The 19,160-nt window shown below is 72.1% G+C and carries 13 protein-coding genes and 1 riboswitch; of the genes, 4 read left to right on the forward strand and 9 right to left on the reverse strand.

What is annotated here, in order from left to right; all coding sequences use genetic code 11:
* Nucleotide 1: 1 nt before the first annotated feature.
* From OHB04_RS11280 to OHB04_RS11290, 3 genes are all read right to left on the reverse strand, one after another.
* On the reverse strand, nt 2–1,303 hold the full coding sequence (locus tag OHB04_RS11280; protein WP_326807400.1) for an alkaline phosphatase family protein: 1,302 nt from the start codon (nt 1,301–1,303) through the stop codon (nt 2–4).
* Nucleotides 1,300–1,902 (reverse strand): DUF5998 family protein, encoded by a 603-nt coding sequence (locus OHB04_RS11285; protein ID WP_326687542.1) that lies wholly within the window; start codon nt 1,900–1,902, stop codon nt 1,300–1,302. The genes OHB04_RS11280 and OHB04_RS11285 overlap by 4 nt, the downstream gene beginning before the upstream one ends.
* Before the next feature lie 72 nt (nt 1,903–1,974).
* Complete coding sequence (locus OHB04_RS11290; RefSeq protein ID WP_326687543.1) at nt 1,975–4,722, reverse strand: bifunctional acetate--CoA ligase family protein/GNAT family N-acetyltransferase; 2,748 nt, start codon at nt 4,720–4,722, stop codon at nt 1,975–1,977.
* Between the two features lie 161 nt (nt 4,723–4,883).
* Between OHB04_RS11290 and OHB04_RS11295 the strand changes: the two genes are divergently transcribed.
* On the forward strand, nt 4,884–5,165 hold the full coding sequence (locus OHB04_RS11295; RefSeq protein WP_326687544.1) for an HPr family phosphocarrier protein: 282 nt from the start codon (nt 4,884–4,886) through the stop codon (nt 5,163–5,165).
* Nucleotides 5,166–5,301: 136 nt separating this feature from the next.
* Here the strand turns inward: OHB04_RS11295 and OHB04_RS11300 are convergent, their stop codons facing one another.
* From OHB04_RS11300 to OHB04_RS11310, 3 genes are all read right to left on the reverse strand, one after another.
* A complete protein-coding gene (locus OHB04_RS11300) occupies nt 5,302–6,135 on the reverse strand; it encodes a M23 family metallopeptidase (protein WP_326807401.1) in 834 nt (277 codons plus the stop codon).
* Between the two features lie 14 nt (nt 6,136–6,149).
* Nucleotides 6,150–6,307: riboswitch (cyclic di-AMP (ydaO/yuaA leader) on the reverse strand.
* Nucleotides 6,308–6,547: 240 nt separating this feature from the next.
* Nucleotides 6,548–7,918 (reverse strand): M16 family metallopeptidase, encoded by a 1,371-nt coding sequence (locus OHB04_RS11305; RefSeq protein ID WP_326692678.1) that lies wholly within the window; start codon nt 7,916–7,918, stop codon nt 6,548–6,550.
* 38 nt (nt 7,919–7,956) lie between these two features.
* The gene (locus tag OHB04_RS11310; protein WP_326687546.1) at nt 7,957–9,342 is read right to left on the reverse strand and encodes a M16 family metallopeptidase; all 1,386 of its coding nucleotides are present in this window, start codon (nt 9,340–9,342) and stop codon (nt 7,957–7,959) included.
* A gap of 355 nt (nt 9,343–9,697) precedes the next feature.
* On the opposite strand from OHB04_RS11310, the gene OHB04_RS11315 reads away from it, so the two are divergent.
* Nucleotides 9,698–12,157, forward strand: a complete 2,460-nt coding sequence (locus OHB04_RS11315; RefSeq protein WP_326687547.1) for a DNA gyrase/topoisomerase IV subunit A — start codon at nt 9,698–9,700, stop codon at nt 12,155–12,157.
* Nucleotides 12,158–12,353: 196 nt separating this feature from the next.
* Here OHB04_RS11315 and OHB04_RS11320 read toward each other — a convergent pair whose 3' ends face one another.
* On the reverse strand, nt 12,354–13,601 hold the full coding sequence (locus tag OHB04_RS11320; protein ID WP_326807402.1) for a CobW family GTP-binding protein: 1,248 nt from the start codon (nt 13,599–13,601) through the stop codon (nt 12,354–12,356).
* Nucleotides 13,602–13,831: 230 nt separating this feature from the next.
* On the opposite strand from OHB04_RS11320, the gene OHB04_RS11325 reads away from it, so the two are divergent.
* Complete coding sequence (locus OHB04_RS11325) at nt 13,832–14,842, forward strand: sucrase ferredoxin (RefSeq protein WP_326807403.1); 1,011 nt, start codon at nt 13,832–13,834, stop codon at nt 14,840–14,842.
* Between the two features lie 328 nt (nt 14,843–15,170).
* Nucleotides 15,171–16,910: a sensor histidine kinase gene (locus OHB04_RS11330; RefSeq protein ID WP_326687550.1), complete on the forward strand. Its 1,740-nt coding sequence runs from the start codon at nt 15,171–15,173 to the stop codon at nt 16,908–16,910.
* On the opposite strand, the gene OHB04_RS11335 is transcribed toward OHB04_RS11330, so the two are convergent.
* Both OHB04_RS11335 and OHB04_RS11340 read right to left on the reverse strand, forming a co-directional pair.
* On the reverse strand, nt 16,888–18,600 hold the full coding sequence (locus OHB04_RS11335; RefSeq protein WP_326807404.1) for a solute symporter family protein: 1,713 nt from the start codon (nt 18,598–18,600) through the stop codon (nt 16,888–16,890). The genes OHB04_RS11330 and OHB04_RS11335 overlap by 23 nt on opposite strands.
* Nucleotides 18,597–19,073 carry a DUF485 domain-containing protein gene (locus tag OHB04_RS11340; RefSeq protein ID WP_326687552.1) on the reverse strand — a complete coding sequence of 159 codons (477 nt, stop codon included), beginning with the start codon at nt 19,071–19,073 and terminating at the stop codon, nt 18,597–18,599. Before OHB04_RS11340 ends, OHB04_RS11335 begins: the two co-directional genes overlap by 4 nt.
* Nucleotides 19,074–19,160: the final 87 nt, after the last annotated feature.

Genomic DNA, 19,160 nt, shown 5'->3' on the forward strand with positions numbered 1-19,160 from the left:
TTCAGGTGCGGACCTCCAGAAGCGGAACGAGCTGTTCGGCGGCAGTCGCCGAGCCGTGCATCCCGATCAGCTGGGACTCCTTGGGCTCACGGCGGGTGGCCACCACGGCGACATCGTCGCGCATCGCCGCGATGACGTCACCGAGCCTGCCGCGCACCCGGGGCTCGACGCCCGGCCCGAACCAACCCAGCGCGAGGGCCTCTTCGCGGGTGGCCACCCAGGCCTGGTCGGCCAGGACCTCGCGCCAGACGGCGTGCACATCGCCGGCGGCACCCGGTACGGCGTAGACGTGCCGCATCCGGCCCTCGCCGCCGAGCTGGGCGACGCCCGCACTCAGCTCCCAGTCCTCGTCGAAGTCGATCCGGGCCTCGGGCCGCTCGGGAATGTCGACCATGCCGTGATCCGCGGTGATGTAGAGCGCGGAGCGGGGCGGCAGCTGCTCGGCCAGCCGCTGCGCGAGCCGGTCCACGTACATCAGCTGACCGCGCCAGGCGTCCGAGTCCATGCCGTAGCGGTGACCGTTGCCGTCCAGCTCGGCGAAGTAGGTGTAGACGAGCGAGCGGTCCCCGGCGGACAGGCGTTCGGCCGCCAGGTCCATGCGGTCCTCGGCGGACGGGCGGCCCAGGAACGTGCCGCCGGACAGGGCGATCTTGGTGAGCGGGGTGTGTTCGAAGTGCGGGGCCGTCACCTGGCAGGTGGCCACGCCCGCCGCGTCCGCGTGCTGGAAGACGGTGGGGTACGGCTGCCACACGTGCGGGTCGGTCCACGGCTGCCAGCGCAGCTGGTTCATCAGGCGGCCGGTGGCCGGGTCCAGCGCGGTGTATCCGGGCAGCCCGTGCTCGCCCGGCACTCGGCCCGTGCCGACGGAGGCGAGTGAGGTGGCCGTGGTGGAGGGGAAGCCCGAGGTGATCGGCTCGCCCGTGCCCGCGCCCGAAGTCGGCAGCAGCGAGGTGAGGAACGGCGCCTCGTCCGGGTGGGCCTTGATCGCCTCCCAGCCCATGCCGTCCACCAGGAAGACACAGGCCCGGTCGGCGGGCCGGACGGGGATGGCCGCCGTCATGCCGGGGACACCGAGGCCCGCGGCGATGGAGGGCAGCAGGTCGGCAAGGGAGCCGGTGCCGTAGCGGGGGACGGGTGCCGTGCGCGGGTCGAGCGGGGCGTCGTCGTACGCGGCGGCATACGGAACAGCGCCGTTCGACGCGGTGTGGGGGTGTCTGCCGGGGTCCGGGAGCGGAGCCGTGGGCGGGCGCGGAGCCGTGCGGTGCGGGTGCGGGTGCGGGTGCGGGAGACCCTCTCGGGTCACTGCGGGGGCCCGACACGGGTGGTGCCCGCGGTGGCCTCGGAGAGGGCCTGCGCGAAGGCGAGAGTCTGACGGACGGTGTCGGGTCCGTCGCCCGCCTCGCTGACGCGGAGCGAGAGGTCGTCGGCCGTGGAGGAGCCCGTATAGCCGTGATCCGCCTCGCAGTTGGGATCACCGCAGGTCGCGGGCTCCATGTCGAGACGGGAGACGGCGCCCCAGCCGATGGTCAGGACGACCTCGCGGGGCAGGGTGCCGGGGGTGTACGACTCGGGGTTGGCCACGACACGGGAGAGCACGACCGAGGAGATGCGCTCCAGCTTCACGGACTCGGTGGAGGTGGTGGCATAGGGCGAGGGCGAGGTGCCGTCGGCCGCCTGCTCGTCGGTGTGACTGACCAGGAAGCGCGTGCGGGTCAGCACGAGGACCGTGACATGGCGACGGACCTCGTTCGAATCGAACGTCGTCTCCTGGTGCACGAGGTAGGAGGCCACGGGCTCCCCGCCCACCGAGGCTTCCACAGCCTCGGCCACGAGGGCCGGGTAATAGCCACTACGCTCGATCGCCTCGCGCAGCCCCTGGGTCGTCGTACCGGTCTTCGCCATAACAGCCATCCTAAAGGCCCGGGTGCCGACACATCCCCGGCCCGCCCCGCTCCATGCGCCCCGCGCCCGGAGTCAGTACGCCGGGAGCCTGCGCGCCCCCAGGTCGGGGCGCCGCCCGGGGTCGGCCGCACGGACCGAAGCGCTCAGCACGGTCACACCTCGCGGCGCGACGACCACCGGGTCCAGTTCGACGGCGACCACCTCCGGATGGTCGTCCATCAGCAGCGAGACACGCAGCAGCACCTCCTCCAGCGCCGCCATGTCCGAGGGCTCGGCGCCCCGCCATCCGAACAGCAGGGGCGCGGACCGGATCGCGCGGACCAGACCGGCGGCCTCCTTGTCGGTGACCGGGACCAGCCGGTGCGCGGTGTCGCCCAGCAGCTCGGAGGGGGTTCCGGCGAGCCCGAAGGAGAGCACGGCGCCGATGGCCGGGTCCAGGGTGCCTCTGATGACGGTGCCGACGCCGCGCGGCGCCATCGACTGCACCACGGGCCGCAGCTCCTCGGGAGCGCCGAGCGCGGCCGTCAGCTCGCCGTAGGCGCGGCGCAATCCGGTCTCCCCCGCGATGTCCAGCCGCACGCCGCCGAGGTCGGCCCGGTGCCGCAGATGGGACGCTGTGGTCTTGAGCGCGACCGGGTAGCCCAAGGTCCGCGCCGCTTCGGCGGCCGTGTCGGCGTCCGGAGCCGGGAGGGTGGGCTGGACGGCGATGCCGTAGCAGCCCAGCAGCCGAGCGGTGTCCTGGTCGGTGAGGGCCTGGCTGCGGGCGGGCACGTCCGTGACGCGGGCGAGGAGGCTCGCCGCCGCTGCCTCGTCCACCTCGAACTCGGGCACCTTGCCCGGAGCGCCGGCCTCGGCGCGCCAGCGGGCGTAGCGCACCGCCTCGGCCAGCGCGTGGGAGGCCCGCTCGGGGGTGGGGTAGGAGGGCAGCCCGCGCGCCGCGAGTGCCGCCTCCAGCCCCTCCATGGCGAGGTGGACGACGGCGACGGGCTTGCCTCCGGCGGCCTCCGTCGCCTGCTGGAGCGCGTCGGCGAGGGTCTCGACGTAGCCCTGCGGCGGGTCGGCCGCGTCGTGGGTGGGCGCGGTGCCCGGCAGTTCGGCGGGGACCGCCGGGATGACGGTGACCAGGACGGCGTCGGTTCCGGGGTCCGCGAGCGCTTCGCCGAGCGCCGTGCCGAAGTGGCCGGGCCCGGCCGTCCCGGGGAGCGCGACGACCGGCCGGGGGCGCAGCCCGTCGTTGAGGCAGGCGTCGTAGGTGAGCAGGCTGAGCGCGTCGGTGTTGCCGACGATGCCGACGCGTGGCCCGGCCGGGGCGGGCTGCCCCGCGAGCAGGAGACCGGTGTCCAGCAGTTCGGTGAAGGTGTCGACCATGAGGACCCCCGCCTGGCGCAGGAGGGCGTAGACGGTGGCGTCCGGGGCGCGGGAGGCGGGTGCGGCGTGGCCGGGCGGGGGCGCGCTGCCGCGCTGGCGGGCTCCCTTGACGACGACGACCGGCTTGCGCGCGGCCGTGCGCCTGGCGAGCCGGGTGAACTTGCGCGGGTTGCCGATGGATTCGAGGTACATCAGCACGACGTCGGTGTCCGGATCCTCGTCCCAGTGCTGGAGCAGGTCGTTGCCGGAGACGTCGGCGCGGTTGCCGGCGGAGACGAAGGAGGAGGGCCCGATGCCACGCCGGTCGAGCCCGTCGAGCAGGGTGATGCCGATGGCGCCCGACTGGGTGAAGACTCCGGTGCGGCCCCGTGCGGGCATCCGGATGGAGGGAGTCGCGTTGAGCCGCACGTCCGGGCCGGTGTTGATCAGGCCGAGCGCGTTCGGGCCCACCAGGCGCATCCCGTAGGAGCGGGCCAGGCGCACCAGCTCGCGCTGTTCGTCGCGGCCGAAGCCGTCGGAGAGGACGACGAGGCCCTGCACGGCGGCCTCGCCGCACTCGGCGACGACGGAGGAAAGGCCCTCGGCGGGAACGGCGACGACGGCGAGGTCGATGTGCTCGGGGATCTCCCCCACAGAGCGGTAGGCGGGCACTCCCGCGAGCTCGGCGGCGCTCTCGGGCCCGGTGCCGGTGGGGCTGCCCGGCAGCTCACGGTTGACCGCGTACACGCCTCCGGTGAAGCCTCCGGCGCGCAGGCTCTCCAGCACGGTCCGTCCGGCGCCGCCGGGGGTGCGGCTGGCGCCGACGACGGCGACGGAGCCGGGGGCCAGCAGCCGGGCGACGGAGCGGGCCTCGGCACGCTGTTCGCGGGCCCGCATGACGGCCAGGGAGCGCTCGGTGGGTTCGAGGTCGAGGGTGAGGTGGACGGAGCCGTCCTCGAAGCTGCGCTTCTGCGAGTATCCGGCGTCCGTGAACACCTTGATCATCTTGGTGTTGGCGGGCAGCACCTCGGCGGCGAAGCGGCGGATGCCGCGCTCGCGGGCCACGGCGCCGATGTGTTCGAGGAGCGCGGAGGCCACTCCCCTGCCCTGCTGGTCATCCCGGACGAGGAAGGCGACCTCGGCCTCGTCGGCCGGCTCGGCCGCCGGTCTGCCGAGTTCGTCGATGCGGTCGTAGCGGACGGTGGCGATGAACTCACCGCCCACGGTCGCGGCGAGGCCCACGCGGTCGACATAGTCGTGGTGGGTGAAGCGCCTCACGTCCTTGTCGGACAGCCGGGGGTAGGGGGCGAAGAAGCGGTAGTACTTGGACTCGTCCGAGACCTGCTCGTAGAAGCTGACGAGCCGCTCAGCGTCGTCCGGCGTGATGGGCCGGACCCTGGCCGTCCCGCCGTCGCGCAGGACGACATCGGCTTCCCAGTGGGCCGGGTAGGCGCGCTCCTCGGGGCTCGGCATGGGGTCAGCGTACGGCGGTGGGGGCCACGGCGGCGGTCCGGCGGCAACGTATCGTCGCATCTTGGGATCGCCGGATATGCCGGACGGCACCGCGGAATGATGCACTCCGGTCACCGTGCGAGACTGACCTAGAACAACGTTTCGAATCGAAGGGCAACATCATGGTTGAGCGCCGCGTCACCATCGGCTGGGCCGAGGGGCTGCACGCCCGCCCCGCCTCGATCTTCGTCCGTGCCGCATCGGCAGCCGGGGTCCCCGTCACCATCCAGAAGGGCGACGGCAGCCCGGTGAACGCGGCCTCCATGCTGGGCGTGCTCGGCCTGGGCGCCGAGGGCGGCGAGGAGGTCGTCCTGGCCTCGGAGGCGGACGACGCCGCAGAGGCTCTCGACCGTCTGGCCAAGCTGGTCTCGGAGGGCCTGGAGGAGCTTCCGGAGACCGTCTGAGCCATCACGGCGGACAGCACACAACGGATCAGCCCCCGGTCATGGTGACCGGGGGCTGATCCGTATGCGGTGTCCGGATGGCGCGTGCGCCATGCGCCGTCCGGATGGTGCGTGCGCGGCGTGGAGCGCCTGAGTCTCAGACCTTGAGGCCGTGACTGCGCAGGTAGGCGATCGGGTCCATGTCCGAACCGTAGTCGGGGCCGGAGCGGGCCTCGAAGTGCAGGTGCGGGCCGGAGGAGTTGCCCGTGGAGCCGGACAGCGCGATCTGCTGGCCCGCGGTGACGGTCTGGCCGACCGAGACGCTCATCGAGTTGAGGTGGCCGTACTGCGTGTACGTGCCGTCCTTGTGCTTGATCACGATGTTGTTGCCGTACGCGCCGCCGTTGCCGGCCTCCACGACCTCGCCTGCCGCGACGGACTTGACCCGGGTGTTCATGCCCGCGTGGAAGTCGATGCCGGTGTGGCTGCCGGAGGACCACATGCCGCCGCCGGTCTTGTATCCGGTGGAGACGTGGGAGCCGTCGACCGGGAGGACGTAACCGCTCAGCTTGGCGCGCTTCGCGTCGGCGGCGCGAGCCGCCTTGGCCTTCTCGGCGCGGTCCTTCTTGGCCTTCTCGGCCGCGGCCTTGCGCTTGGCCTCGTCCGCCTTCTTCTTGGCCTCCAGCTTGGCCTTGGCCGCCGCTTCCTTGGACTGGGCCTCGGCCTGAGCCTTCTCGGCCTCGATGACCTGGGTGTGCGCCTGCTGGTCCAGGGTCTCGGAGAGCCGGCCGCTCACGCCGAAGGCGTCGTTGAAGCCGGTCTCGTGAACGCGGTTCTGCTCGCCGCTCGAAGCGAAGGCCGGGGAGGCGAGCGTTCCGACGACGCCGACGGTGGCGAGCCCGGCTATGCCTGCGGCTCCGGCACCGGCCCTGCGGGCCTTGCTGGGGCGTCGGTGCTTCCCGGTGGGACGGGTGGGACTGGTGAACGCCATAGAGAGGCGCACTCCTTTCCTTCCTTCTCGCCTACCGGGTTAGCTGACGGGTTCGGAGCAGGAAGGTCTCCTACGGGCTGCCTCTGGCGAGGCGGTCCGATTCACCCCAGGGACTGCGTTGGGTCCCCGGCTCCCCTCGGCTTGCGCCTCGGGAACTCGGCGATCACTGTGCGTCGGCCGCGGGCGCGGTCACTTCTGACGAACAGCGGCAATGACGCTAAACGGGGCCACTTCTGAGCGGCAAACGAATCCCTGTGTTTGTCGCGCACGCCACACCCCGTATCGCCATGTCCGGGTGAGAAGCGGACATTTGGCGGGCCCCGGAAGGGGACGTTCCTCTCACGCCGCCCCCCTCCGGCCCTCGTTCCGGCCCCGCCTGGCGGCCAACGGTCGAAGAGCCCGCCGTCCTCGCTCAGGAGCCCGTGACGACCTTCACCTCTCCGATCCCCAACTCGCGCACCGGGTCCGCGATCTGGGAGGCGTCACCGACCAGCACGGTCACCAGACGGTCGGCCGGGAAGGCGCTGACGGCCGCGGCCGTCGCCTCCACCGTGCCCGCCTCGGCGAGCCGTGCGTAGAGGCGGCCCTGGAAGTCGTCGGGCAGAAACTGCTCGACCTGGTCGGCCAGCGTCCCGGCGACGGCGTCCGACGTCTCGAAGCGCAGCGGGGCGACGCCCACCAGGTTGCGCACGGCCACGTCGCGCTCCTCGTCCGTGAGGCCCTCGGCGGCCAGGACGCGCAGCACCTGCCACAGGTCGGCCAGCGCCGGGCCCGTGACGTCCGTGGCGACCGAGCCGCTGATGGCCAGCAGCGCGGCGCCCGTACCCTCCGCCGAGGACCGCAGCACCTGCCCGAAGGCCCGCACGCCGTAGGTGTAGCCCTTCTCCTCGCGCAGCACGCGGTCCAGCCGCGAGGTGAGGGTGCCGCCCAGGCAGTAGACCCCGAGAAGCTGTGCGGGCCACACGCTGTCGTGCCGGTCGGGGCCGATGCGGCCGATCAGCACCTGGGTCTGCACGGCGCCGGGCCGGTCGACGATGACGACGCGTCCGCTGTCGTCGGCCGAGATGGACGGCATCGGGCGGGCCTCGGCCGCCGTACCCGTCCAGGCGCCCAGGGTGTCGGCGAGCGCCGCGTCCAGGTCCACCCCCTCCAGATCGCCCACCACGACGGCGGTGGCCGTCGCGGGGCGCACGTGGGCCTCGTAGAAGGCGCGCACGGCCGCCGCGTCGATGCGCCGCACCGTCTCCTCCGTGCCCTGCCGGGGGCGGGACATCCGGGACTCGGCGGGGAACAGCTCGCGCGACAGCTCCTTGGCGGCACGCCTGGCGGGGTTGGCCAGCTCGTGCGGGATCTCGTCCAGCCTGTTGGCGACGAGGCGTTCGACCTCGCCGTCGGGGAAGGCGGGAGCGCGCAGCGCGTCGGCCAGCAGGCCCAGCCCCTTGGGCAGCCGGGAGACCGGGACCTCCAGGGAGACGCGCACGCCCGGATGGTCGGCATGCGAGTCGAGCGTGGCACCGCAGCGCTCCAGCTCGGCGGCGAACTCCTCCGCGTCGTGCTTGTCCGTGCCCTCGTTGAGCGCCCGGGCCATGATCGTGGCGACCCCGTCCAGGCCCTCGGGCTCGGCGTCCAGCGGCGCCGGGAGGTTGACCTCGACGGCGACGATCTCCTGGCCGGGGCGGTGGCAGCGCAGCACTGTCAGCCCGTTGGCCAGGGTGCCGCGCTCGGGCGTGGGGAAGGCCCACGGCTTGGGGGTGCCGCTCTGGGGCTGGGGGTGGAATTCCATGGTGGGTGCCGCGGTGCCCGCGCCCGCTCCGGTGTCGCTCACTGACCGGTCTCCTCGTTGTCGTTCTCCACGTGCGCCGCGTTCGCGTCCTGCGCCGTGCTCTCGCCGTCCTCCGCGTGCTCGCCGGCCTCGACCGGCTCGTAGACGAGCACCGCGCGGTTGTCCGGACGCAGCCGCTGCGCCGCGACGGCGCGCACCTCTTCACGGCTGACCTCCAGGACGCGCCCGACGGCCGTCAGCGCGAGCTGCGGGTCTCCGAACAGCACGGCGAACCGGCACAGTTCATCGGCGCGCCCGGCGACCGTGGCGAGCCTGTCGAGCCACTCGCGCTCCAACTGGGCCTGCGCGCGCTCCATCTCCTCCTCGGTCGGCCCCTCCTCGGCGAAGCGGCGCAGCTCGTCGTCGACGGCGGCCTGGATGTCGGCGACCTCCGCACCACCGGATGCCTTGACGTCCAGCCATCCGAGCGAAGGGGCACCGGCGAGGCGCAGCATCCCGAACCCGGCGGCGACGGCGGTGCGGTCGTGCCTCACCAGGCGGGCGTAGAGCCGCGAGGACTCACCGCCGCCCAGCGCGGTCAGCGCCAGGTCGGCGGCGTCGGCCTCGCGGGTGCCGTCGTGCGGCAGGCGGTAGGCGGCCATGAGCGCGCGTGAGGGCACCTCCTCCTCGACGACCTGGCGCTCCTCCTCGCCCATGACGTCCGAAAGGGAGCCGTCGCGCGGGGGGTGCTTGCCCTCGTGTCCGGGGATCGAGCCGAAGTACTTCTCGACCCAGGCGAGCGTCTGCTCCGGGTCGATGTCCCCGACGATGGCGAGCACGGCGTTGTTGGGCGCGTAGTACGTACGGAAGAACTCGCGGGCGTCGTCCAGAGAGGCCGCGTCCAGGTCGGCCATCGAGCCGATGGGCGTGTGGTGGTAGGGGTGGCCCTCGGGGAAGACCATGGCGGTCATCCGCTCGAACGCGGTGCCGTACGGGACGTTGTCGTAGCGCTGGCGGCGCTCGTTCTTGACCACGTCGCGCTGGTTTTCCATCGACTCCTCGTCCAGCGCCGACAGCAGCGAGCCCATCCGGTCGGCCTCCAGCCAGAGCGCCAGCTCCAGCTCGTGGGTCGGCATGGTCTCGAAGTAGTTGGTGCGCTCGAAGCTCGTGGTGCCGTTGAGGGAGCCGCCCGCACCCTGCACCAGCTCGAAGTGCCCGTTGCCCTTCACCTGGGCCGAGCCCTGGAACATCAGGTGCTCGAAGAGGTGCGCGAGGCCGGTGCGGCCCTTCACCTCGTGGCGGGAGCCGACGTCGTACCAGAGGCAGACAGCTGCGACCGGGGTCAGATGATCCTCGGAAAGCACCACACGGAGGCCGTTGGCCAGCCGGTGCTCCGTCGCTGTCAGCCCACCGGTGGCCGGCGGGGGCGTGGCCGTGTGACCCATGGGCGTGGAGTCCCTTCGATCGCGGGAGTTTCCCGGCAGGGCGCCGGGAACTGCGGGGACCGCCTGCGCACCGCGGGCGGCAGACGGCCCTGTCACTGTATGCAACCACGCCGACAACGTGCGAAGTTCCCGTACGGTCTACCTCGCGCGGCCTGTGTACGCCGGGTCGGGGGGCCGCTTGTCAGTGCGGCGGTCCACAATGGTCCGCGTCACAGCTGTGACAGACGAAGCACGGCACGAAGCATGAGCACGAAGCACGCGCACAGGACAGCAAGCACGCAGCGCACACGAAGCACGCGCGCATACGAAAGCACGCAGCGAAGCAGCACGAAGCATCGAAGGAGCCGCAGCCGCGATGGCCCGCCGCAGTAAGAGCCGTACGCCCGGGACGACGCCCGGAGAGGACTTCGAGGAGCGCATCCTCGACATCGACGTCGTCGACGAGATGCAGGGCTCCTATCTGGAGTACGCGTACTCGGTGATCTATTCGCGCGCGCTTCCCGACGCCCGCGACGGGATGAAGCCCGTGCAGCGCCGGATCCTCTACCAGATGCACGAGATGGGCCTGCGCCCCGACCGCTCGTACGTGAAGTGCGCGCGCGTGGTCGGCGAGGTGATGGGAAAGCTCCACCCGCACGGTGACTCCCCCATCTACGACGCGCTGGTGCGCATGGCGCAGGGCTTCTCCATGCGTCTGCCGCTCGTCGACGGACACGGCAACTTCGGCTCGTTGGGCAACGACGACCCTCCGGCCGCGATGCGCTACACGGAGTGCAGGTCGGCCCCCGCAGCCGGGCTGATGGTCGAGTCGATCGACGAGGAGACCGTCGATTTCGGCGCCAACTACGACGGCAGCGAGGAAGAGCCGGTCACCTTGCCGGCCGCCTACCCCAACCTCCTGGTCAACGGCTCGTCGGGCATCGCCGTCGGCATGGCGACGAACATGGCGCCGCACAACCTCTCCGAGGTCATCGCCGCGGCCCGCCATCTGATCAAGCATCCGGGCGCCGACCTGGAAACCCTGATGGGCTTCATCCCCGGCCCCGACCTGCCGACCGGCGGCAAGATCGTCGGTCTGGAGGGCATCAAGGACGCCTACGTCTCCGGGCGCGGCACCTTCAAGATCCGCGCCACGACGGCCGTCGAGCAGGTCACCCCGCGCCGCAAGGGCATCGTGGTCACCGAGCTGCCGTTCGCCGTGGGCCCCGAGAAGGTCATCTCCAAGATCAAGGACCTGGTCAACTCCAAGAAGCTCCAGGGCATCGCGGACGTCAAGGACCTCACCGACCGCGAGCACGGACTGCGCCTGGTCATCGAGATCAAGAACGGCTTCAACCCCGAGGCCGTGCTCACCCAGCTCTACAAACTGACGCCGATGGAGGAGTCCTTCGGCATCAACAACGTCGCACTGGTCGACGGCCAGCCGCTGACGCTCGGCCTCAAGGAACTGCTGGAGGTCTATGTAGACCACCGGTTCAACGTGGTGCGCCGCCGCAGCGAGTTCCGGCGCAGCAAGCGGCGCGACCGGCTGCACCTCGTCGAGGGCCTTCTGGTGGCGCTGGTCGACATCGACGAGGTCATCAGAATCATCCGGTCGAGTGAGAACGCGGCGGAGGCCAAGGGCGCCCTCATCTCCCGCTTCGGACTCAGCGAGATCCAGACCCAGTACATCCTGGACACCCCGCTGCGCCGGCTGACGAAGTTCGACCGCCTGGAGCTGGAGGACGAGCGGGACAGGCTCAAGGGCGAGATCGAGCAGCTGACCCGGATCCTGGACTCGGACGCCGAACTGCGCAAGCTCGTCTCCTCCGAGCTGTCCGCCGTCGCCAAGAAGTACGGCACCCCGCGCCGCACCGAGCTGCTGGACGCCACCGAGGCGCCGGTGGTCTCCGTGCCGCTGGAGGTCGCCGACGACCCGTGCCGCGTGCTCCTGTCCTCCACGGGCCTGCTGGCACGTACCGCGAACGGGGAGACGAGCTTCACCGAGCCCGCCAAACGCCAGAAGCACGACGTGATCGTCTCCGCCGTACCCGCGACCATCCGGGGCGAGGTCGGCGCGGTCACCTCGACCGGACGGCTGCTGCGGCTCACGGTCGTGGACCTGCCCCAGCTGCCGGAGAGCGCCTCCTCCCCCAACCTTGCGGGCGGGGCACCGGTCTCGGAGTTCCTCTCGCTGGGGAGCGACGAGACGCTGATCTGTCTCAGCACACTGGATGAGTCCTCACCCGGGCTCGCGATCGGCACGCAACAAGGCGTCGTTAAACGGGTCGTGCCCGACTACCCCTCGAACAAGGGGGAGTTGGAGGTCATCACGCTCAAGGACGGCGACCGCATCGTCGGCGGCGCCGAGTTGCGCACCGGCGAGGAGGACCTGGTCTTCATCACCGACGAGGCCCAACTGCTGCGCTATCCGGCAGGCCAGGTGCGTCCACAGGGCCGTCCGGCAGGCGGGATGACGGGGATCAAGCTGACCGAGGGCGCCGAGGTGATCTTCTTCGGTGCGGTCGATCCGGCCGTCGACGCGGCTGTGTTCACCGCAGCGGGATCCGAGGGCACGCTGGACGACTCCCTCAGCACGGCCAAGCTCACGCCCTTCGACCAGTACCCGCGCAAGGGACGCGCGACGGGCGGCGTGCGCTGCCAGCGGTTCCTGAAGGGCGAGGACAAGCTTCGGCTCGCCTGGGCGGGCCCCACTCCTGCGTATGCGGCCAACAAGGCCGGCGCCCCGCTGGAGCTGCCCGAGGTGGATCCGCGCCGGGACGGCTCCGGCCTGCCCCTGACAAAGCCGGTGGCGACCGTGGCGGGCCCTGTATGACCTGAGCGGCGGACCAGCCGGTGGCGACCGCCGATGGGGCGGCCCTGGCACGGCAGTAAGGCTGTCGTGCCAGGGCCGCCTCTTTGTGCGGAGAGGGGCGTGCCCTGGGCGGAAGGGATGCCCTTGGGCGGAAGGGATGCCTGGGCGGAAGGGCCTCTGGGGGACGGATCCGGCGGAGTCGGGAGGACGGACGAGGCTAGTGCGGGGCGGGCTCACCGAGGCCGTCGGGCTGCTCGCCGGGGTCGCTGAGGTCGCCCGGACCGCTGAGGTCGTCGAGGTCGCTGAGGTCGCCAGACTCGGCAGCGCCACCGAGGTTGCCGGGGTCGCTGGGATCGTCATCCGCCTCGGCGTCCACATAGCGGAGGATGCCCCACATGGCCCGCGGATCGCCCTCCCCGGGGTGGCCCACGCACGCGTCGAGCCCCTTGCACAGGGCCGCCGCGTCGATGCTGGAGCCGATCATCACCAGCTGGGTCTCCCGCGCCTCTCCTCGTGGCCAGGGCTCGGGCGCGAAGCGCAGGAAGCCACCCACGGCGTGGAGCGCGTATCGATGTGCCGGGTCGGCGGCGCCGAAGTCGACAAAGCCCTTCATCCGGTAGAGCCCGGCCGGCCTGCTGTCCAGGAACGCGAGAAAACGGCGGGGGTCCAGTGGCGTGTCCGAACGGAACTCCACGGCCTCGTAGGCGGCGTGCAGATGCCCGGAGTGATCCTCGCCCACGCCGTGCGCGCCCCCGGGCACCTCTCCGCCCTCCTCCTCGTCCTCGTCCCCGTAGAGCAACGAATCGAACGAGAGCTGCTCGACGGCCGCACGCTCACGCCGCACCCGGTCGAACAGCAAAGCCGGGTCGACGCGGCCGTGGCGTGCCGGGACGACGGGCGTGCCCGGGCTCAGCCGCTCCAGCTCCCCGCGCAGCGCGCGCTGCGCCTCCTCGTCCACCCGGTCGGCCTTGTTGAGCACCAACAGGTCGGCGGCCGAGACATGCCGGTCCAGCTCGGGGTGGCGCTCGCGGACGGCCTCGAACTCGGCGGCGTCCACGACCTCCACGAGCCCGCCGTAGACGATGTGCGGGCTCTCGCTCGCGAGGATCATCCGGATCAGCGTCTCCGGCTCGGCCACCCCGCTCGCCTCGATCACGAGAACGTCCATGCCGGCGGAGGGGCGGGCGAGCACGTCGAGGACCTCGTCCATGTCGCTGGTGTCGACGGCACAGCACAGACAGCCGTCCCCCAGGGAGACCATCGAGTCGACCTGCCCGGACACGGCCATGGCGTCGATCTCGATACTGCCGAAGTCGTTGACGATCGCCCCGATCCGGGTGCCTCTGCTGCGTCGCAGGAGGTGGTTGAGAAGGGTGGTCTTCCCCGAGCCCAGAAACCCGGCCAGAATGATCACCGGAATCCTGCCGCCTACCGCGCCGCGCCCGCTGCCCGCCGCACTGTCCACGCCGTGTGCCCCTCCTCCTGAGCCCTCAGACGCCCGCGAGTGCCCTCCGGCCCCCTCTCGGCCGTCTCGCCGGACGGCTGCCGATCGTAACCGAGACCAGGCGCCCCACAGGCACCCGAGGGGAGCCCGTCCGGGCCCCGCGGAGGGCCCCGGCGCCGAGGTGAAGAGGCTGGCGGTGAAGCCGGGCGCGCGTCCGTGGGGACACGAGTACGCAGGTTAGGCTCGCCTATGTGACGACATGCGCGACGGCCTCCCGGGCGCTGGCCGAGCCCCTCGCCGGGACGGCGGCGACAGCCCGCACGTGGCTGCTGATCGAACAACCCGGCCCCTGGGGCAGGCAGGCGCTGACCGAGAGTCACCTCGACCCCCGGCTGGGCAAGGCCCTGGAAGAGGCGGCGGGCGCGCACGGCGCCCGCGTCGCGCTCATCCGCCGTCCGGGCCGGCACGCCGACGGCGCGGGCGGCCCCGGGCACCACCGCGTCTTCCTGGCCCGCACGGTGCCCGGCGACTCCTGGGTGCGCACGACGGAACTCCCCTCGAGGGGCGGCCTGGAGGCGCTGCGTTCGCTGGACTTCGCCGCGCTGGACGGGCACGACGTCCGGTCCGGAGAAGCTGAAGGATTCCATGGATCCGAGGGACCCCAGGGTCCCGGGGAGCGCGTCGGTGGGTCGGCGACCCTCGGTCCCGAGTGGCGGCCCTACGAGGGGGACCCTCTGGTCCTCGTGTGCACCAACGGCAAGCGCGACCGCTGCTGCGCCCTGCTCGGCAGGCCGCTGGCCGCCGAACTTGAAGCATCCGGCGGAGCAAACGTCTGGGAGATCACCCACATCGGCGGCCACCGCTTCGCCCCCACCCTGCTGGTGCTGCCCTACGGGTACGCCTACGGAAGGCTCGGCGCCTCGGCGGTCAAGGGCGTACTGGACGCTGTGCGGGACGGCCACGTGCTCACGGAGGGCTGTCGCGGGCGCTCGGCCTGGGGCCGCCCGGGGCAGACCGCCGACCTGGCCGTACGCGAGCGCACGGGCGAGGTCCGCGCTCACGCCCTGACCGTCCTGGCCTCCGCCGAGGAGCCGGACGGGGCCCGCTGGAGGGTGACCGTCGGGCACGAGGACGGGCGGCGCTGGCACGTCGTGCTGGCCGAGGCCACCGACGGCCCCGCCCTGGCCGCGAGCTGTGGCGCCGCCCCGGCCACCCCTGTCCGGATGGACGTCGAACGGTTCGAGGCACTGCCGCCGGAGTAGCGCGCCGTGGCGCGAGAGCGCAGGCCGGCCCGTAACGGCGCAGGTCGGCGGGGTGCGCGGACCTGGCGCGTGCGTAGTCGGGGGTCTGCCGGATAGCGTCCGAGTACCGGATGCCGTATTCGCCCATCCGGACGAACAGCCCTCCGATCCTCCGGGCGGCCTCGTCCCCGCCGCCTCCCTGCTCACCTCTCCCCCGCTCACTTCTCCCGCCGTGAGGTCGCCTGTGTCCCTCTCCGGCCCGCACGCCGCACGACGCCGCTCTCCGCTGCGCCTGAGCCGTCCCGGCCGTCTCGGCTGGCCGCGCCGCCTCTCCTCACAGGTGCTGCTCATGCAGCTGGCGGTCGTCACAGGCGTGACCGCGGTGGCCACGGGGCTGTTCCTGGCGCCCTTCAGCTCGCAGCTGGACGACCAGGCCGCGCGGCGTGCGCTGGCCATCGCGCAGGCGACGGCGGCCGAGCCGGGCCTGGACGACCTCGTCACCAAAGGCGCCCGCCCCGCCCCGAACGGTCCCGTCCAACGGGTCGCCGAGCGGGTGCGCCACGCCACGGGCGCCAGCTACATCGTGGTGATGGACACCCGCGGCATCCGGTGGTCGCACGCGGAGCCCGACCGTATCGGCGAGCGCGTCTCCACCGACCCGGGCCCCGCGCTGGCCGGGAAGGAGGTCCATCACATCGACGAGGGCACCCTCGGCCGCTCCGCGCGGGGCAAGGTCCCTCTGCGGGACGGGCACGGCGACGTGGTGGGCGCCGTCTCCGTCGGCATCGCCTACGACAGCGTCCGGGACCGCTTCGTCAGGTCGGTCCCCGGGCTGCTCGCGTACGCGGGCGGGGCACTGGGGGTGGGGGCGCTGGCGGCGCTGCTCATCTTCAGGAGCCTCCAGAAACGCACCCACGACCTGGCCTTCTCCGACATCACCGCGCTGCTGGCCGAGCGGGAAGCGATGCTGCACGGCATCCGGGAGGGCGTCGTGGCACTGGACGCGAAGGGCAGAATCCGGCTGGTCAACGACGAGGCACACCGGCTGCTCGACCTGAAGCCGAAGCACATCGGAGTGCCTCCCCAGGAGGCCCTCGGCCCGGGACGGACAGCCAGGGTGCTGGCCGGCGAGGTGCCGGGAAGGGACCTGCTGACCGTCAGCGGTGGGAGGGTGCTGGTCGCCAACCGGATGCCCACCGACGACGGCGGCGCCGTCGCCACCCTTCGCGACAGGACCGAGCTGGAACTGCTCGGCCGCGAGCTGGACGGCTCCCAGGGCCTCATCGACGCTCTCCGCGCCCAGGACCACGAACACGCCAACCGGATGCACATCCTGCTCGGCCTGCTCCAGCTCGGGATGTACGAGGACGCGGTGGAGTACCTGAGTGAAACGGTCGGGGAGCACCGGGCAACGGCGGAGGAGATCTCCGAGCGGGTACGGGACCCATTGCTGGCCGCGCTGCTCGTGGGCAAGGCGACGGTGGCGGCGGAGCGCGGGGTGGCGCTCCACCTCGCCGAGCGCACGCTCCTGCCCGACCGCCTGGTCGACCCGCCCGAACTCGCCTCGGTGCTGGGCAACCTGGTGGACAACGCCCTCGACGCGGCATCCGGTTCGCCCGGGGGCCGGGTGGAGGTCACGCTCCAGGTGGACGAGGAGCCGCAGCTCGCCGGCCGGCAGGGGGACGAGCACGCCCCGGACGGTGAGCACGCCCGAGACGCCGGAGACGGCGGCCACGGCAGTCCCGCCGCCCCCGGAGCGGCACAGGCTCAGCCCGTGCCTCAGCCCATGCCGGGCACCCCAGGCCGCCTGCCGACCGGTGTCATCCTCCGGGTGAGCGACAACGGGCCGGGCATCCCGCCCGGGCGCCGCGAAGCCGTCTTCGCCGAGGGCTGGTCCACCAAGGAGCCTCCGGCACACGGAAAGCGCGGCCTCGGGCTGGCACTGGTGCGGCGCCTGGCCGAACGGCACGGGGGCACGGCCCGGGTGGGCGAAGGACCGGATGGTGGTGCGGAGTTCACCGTCACGCTCCCCGAGGCCCTCCATCCGGAGAGCGTCCCGACAGTGCTCACACCGCCCCGGCGCCCGTGAGGGAGCGCACCTCCGTCTCCGCGTGCCGTGCTTCATCCGGATGCTCCCTGGAGAGCACGGTGCCCAGCCAGCCCGCGAGGAAGCCCAGCGGGATGGATACCAGGCCGGGGTTCTCCAGCGGGAAACAGGCGAAATCCATGCCAGGGAACAGCGCCTGTGGCGCACCGGAGACCACTGGTGAGAGCACCACCAAGGCCACCGAGGGGACCAGCCCTCCGTAGACCGCCCAGACGGCCCCGCGTGTGGTGAAGCGCCTCCAGAAGAGGGCGTACAGCAGCACGGGCAAGTTGGCGGAGGCCGCCACCGCGAAGGCGAGGCCCACCAGGAAGGCCACGTTCAGCTCCTGAGCGAGCAGGCTCAGACCGACAGCGACGGCCCCCACGGCCCCGGCCGCGACCTTGGCGACCACCACCTCGCTCCGACCCGCGTCCTGCGCCTCTGTCCGCTCCCCGCGACGGCCGGGCCGACCCTTCCTGCCCTTCCCGCTCTTCCCGCTCTTCCCGCCCTTCCCGCCCTTCCCGCCCTTCCCGAGCCTTCGGGGCCTTCCGGCCCTCCCGCCCCTCAAGGAGGCGTACAGGTCGTGTGCCACGGCCGCGGAGGCGGCGAGCGTGATGCCCGCGACGACCGCCAGGATCGTGGCGAACGCGACAGCGGCGGCCAATGCGGAGAGTGCGGCACCGCCGGTGGAGCCGGCGCCGCCGCCCAGTTCCTCCGAGAGCAGTGGGACGGCGGTGTTGCCGGCGGGGCTCGACTGCCGCACGGCATTCGTGCCGACGAGGGCCGCGGCACCGGTACCGAGCACGATGGTCATCAGGTAGAAACTGCCGATGAGCCCGATCGCCCATACGACCGAGCGCCGTGCGGCCCGCGCCGTGGGCACGGTGTAGAAGCGGGCCAGGATGTGCGGCAGTCCGGCTGTCCCCAGGACGAGGGCCAGGCCGAGGCTGATGAAGTCGAAACGAGACGTCCAGCCACCGCCGTAACGCAGCCCCGGCGCGAGGAAGTCCTTTCCGTGGCCGCTGCGTTCGGCCGCGCTGGTCAGGAGTGCTCCCGGATCGCCACCGAAGCGGACGAGCACGAGCACGGTGAGCCCGAGGGCGCCGCCCATCAGCAAAACGGCCTTGACGATCTGGATCCAGGTGGTGGCCCGCATCCCGCCGAGACACACATAAATGATCATCAGCGCTCCCACCCCGAGCACCGTCCAGGTGTGCGCGGCCCCTCCCCCGTTGCCCAGCAGGAGCCCGACGAGGCTGCCAGCGCCGACCATCTGGGCGACGAGGTAGAGCACGGAGACAGTGACCGACGAGGCCCCCAGCGCCACCCGGACAGGCCGCTCGCGCATCCGTGCCGCGACGACATCGGCGAGGGTGAACCTGCCGCAGTTGCGCACCAGTTCGGCCACCAGCAGCAGGACGACCAGCCAGGCTACGAGGAACCCGATCGAGTAGAGCATCCCGTCGTAGCCGTAGAGCGCGATGAGGCCGGAGATGCCGAGGAAGGATGCGGCCGACATGTAGTCACCCGCGATGGCGAATCCATTCTCCACAGGCGAGAAGAGCCTGCCGCCCGCGTAGAACTCCTCCGCGGAGCCGGGGCGTCTGCTGCCCGCCCAGCTGGTGATGGCCAAGGTGGCGGCGACGACGGCGCTGAACAGCAGCAGCGTCAGCGTCTGGTGGCTTCCGGTCACGGTGCGCCCTCCCCCTTGAGTGCGGCCGTGCGCGTCATGTCCTGGGTCTCCCAGCGCAGTTCGAGCGCGAGCCGGTCCCGGCGCAGCCGCGCGTGGCGCGCGTAGGCCCAGGTGAGCAGGAAGGTGGTGGCGAACTGCGCGAGCCCGGCGGCCATCGCGACGTTGAAGACTCCGGCCACGGGACGCGCCATCAGCCCCGGCGCACTGGTGGCGAGCACCACGTAGGCGAGATACCACACCAGGAAGGCGGCGCTGGCGGGCAGCGCGAAGTGCCGGTAGCGGCGGCGCACCTGCTGGAAGGCGGCGCTGCGCTGAACGGTCACATAGACGTCGCCGTGCGCCTCGCCGGACACGCTCTCCTGTGCGCCGTCGCGCACCGGCCCGCGCTGCGGCGGGGGAGGTACGGGAGGCGGGGCACGGTGCTCGGTCCGGCCCGGAGCCAGGGCGTCGGACCAGGGATCATCGATACGCATGCCCCAGGATGTCCGCAACGCCGAGATCACGTTCAGCGCAATCCGGACCCTTCACCCCTTCAGGTGATGCGGCGAAGGAGGAGTGAA

This window comes from Streptomyces sp. NBC_01775 (assembly GCF_035917675.1).
In the GTDB taxonomy this organism is placed as follows: Bacteria; Actinomycetota; Actinomycetes; order Streptomycetales; family Streptomycetaceae; genus Streptomyces.

What these genes read in the sequence shown, in the direction of transcription:
- OHB04_RS11285 (WP_326687542.1), bottom strand. Translation starts at nt 1,902, where the DNA reads ATGGCGAAGACCGGTACGACGACCCAGGGGCTGCGCGAGGCGATCGAG.
- OHB04_RS11290 (WP_326687543.1), bottom strand. Translation starts at nt 4,722, where the DNA reads ATGCCGAGCCCCGAGGAGCGCGCCTACCCGGCCCACTGGGAAGCCGAT.
- OHB04_RS11295 (WP_326687544.1), top strand. Translation starts at nt 4,884, where the DNA reads ATGGTTGAGCGCCGCGTCACCATCGGCTGGGCCGAGGGGCTGCACGCC.
- OHB04_RS11300 (WP_326807401.1), bottom strand. Translation starts at nt 6,135, where the DNA reads ATGGCGTTCACCAGTCCCACCCGTCCCACCGGGAAGCACCGACGCCCC.
- OHB04_RS11305 (WP_326692678.1), bottom strand. Translation starts at nt 7,918, where the DNA reads ATGGAATTCCACCCCCAGCCCCAGAGCGGCACCCCCAAGCCGTGGGCC.
- OHB04_RS11310 (WP_326687546.1), bottom strand. Translation starts at nt 9,342, where the DNA reads ATGGGTCACACGGCCACGCCCCCGCCGGCCACCGGTGGGCTGACAGCG.
- OHB04_RS11315 (WP_326687547.1), top strand. Translation starts at nt 9,698, where the DNA reads ATGGCCCGCCGCAGTAAGAGCCGTACGCCCGGGACGACGCCCGGAGAG.
- OHB04_RS11330 (WP_326687550.1), top strand. Translation starts at nt 15,171, where the DNA reads ATGCAGCTGGCGGTCGTCACAGGCGTGACCGCGGTGGCCACGGGGCTG.
- OHB04_RS11340 (WP_326687552.1), bottom strand. Translation starts at nt 19,073, where the DNA reads ATGCGTATCGATGATCCCTGGTCCGACGCCCTGGCTCCGGGCCGGACC.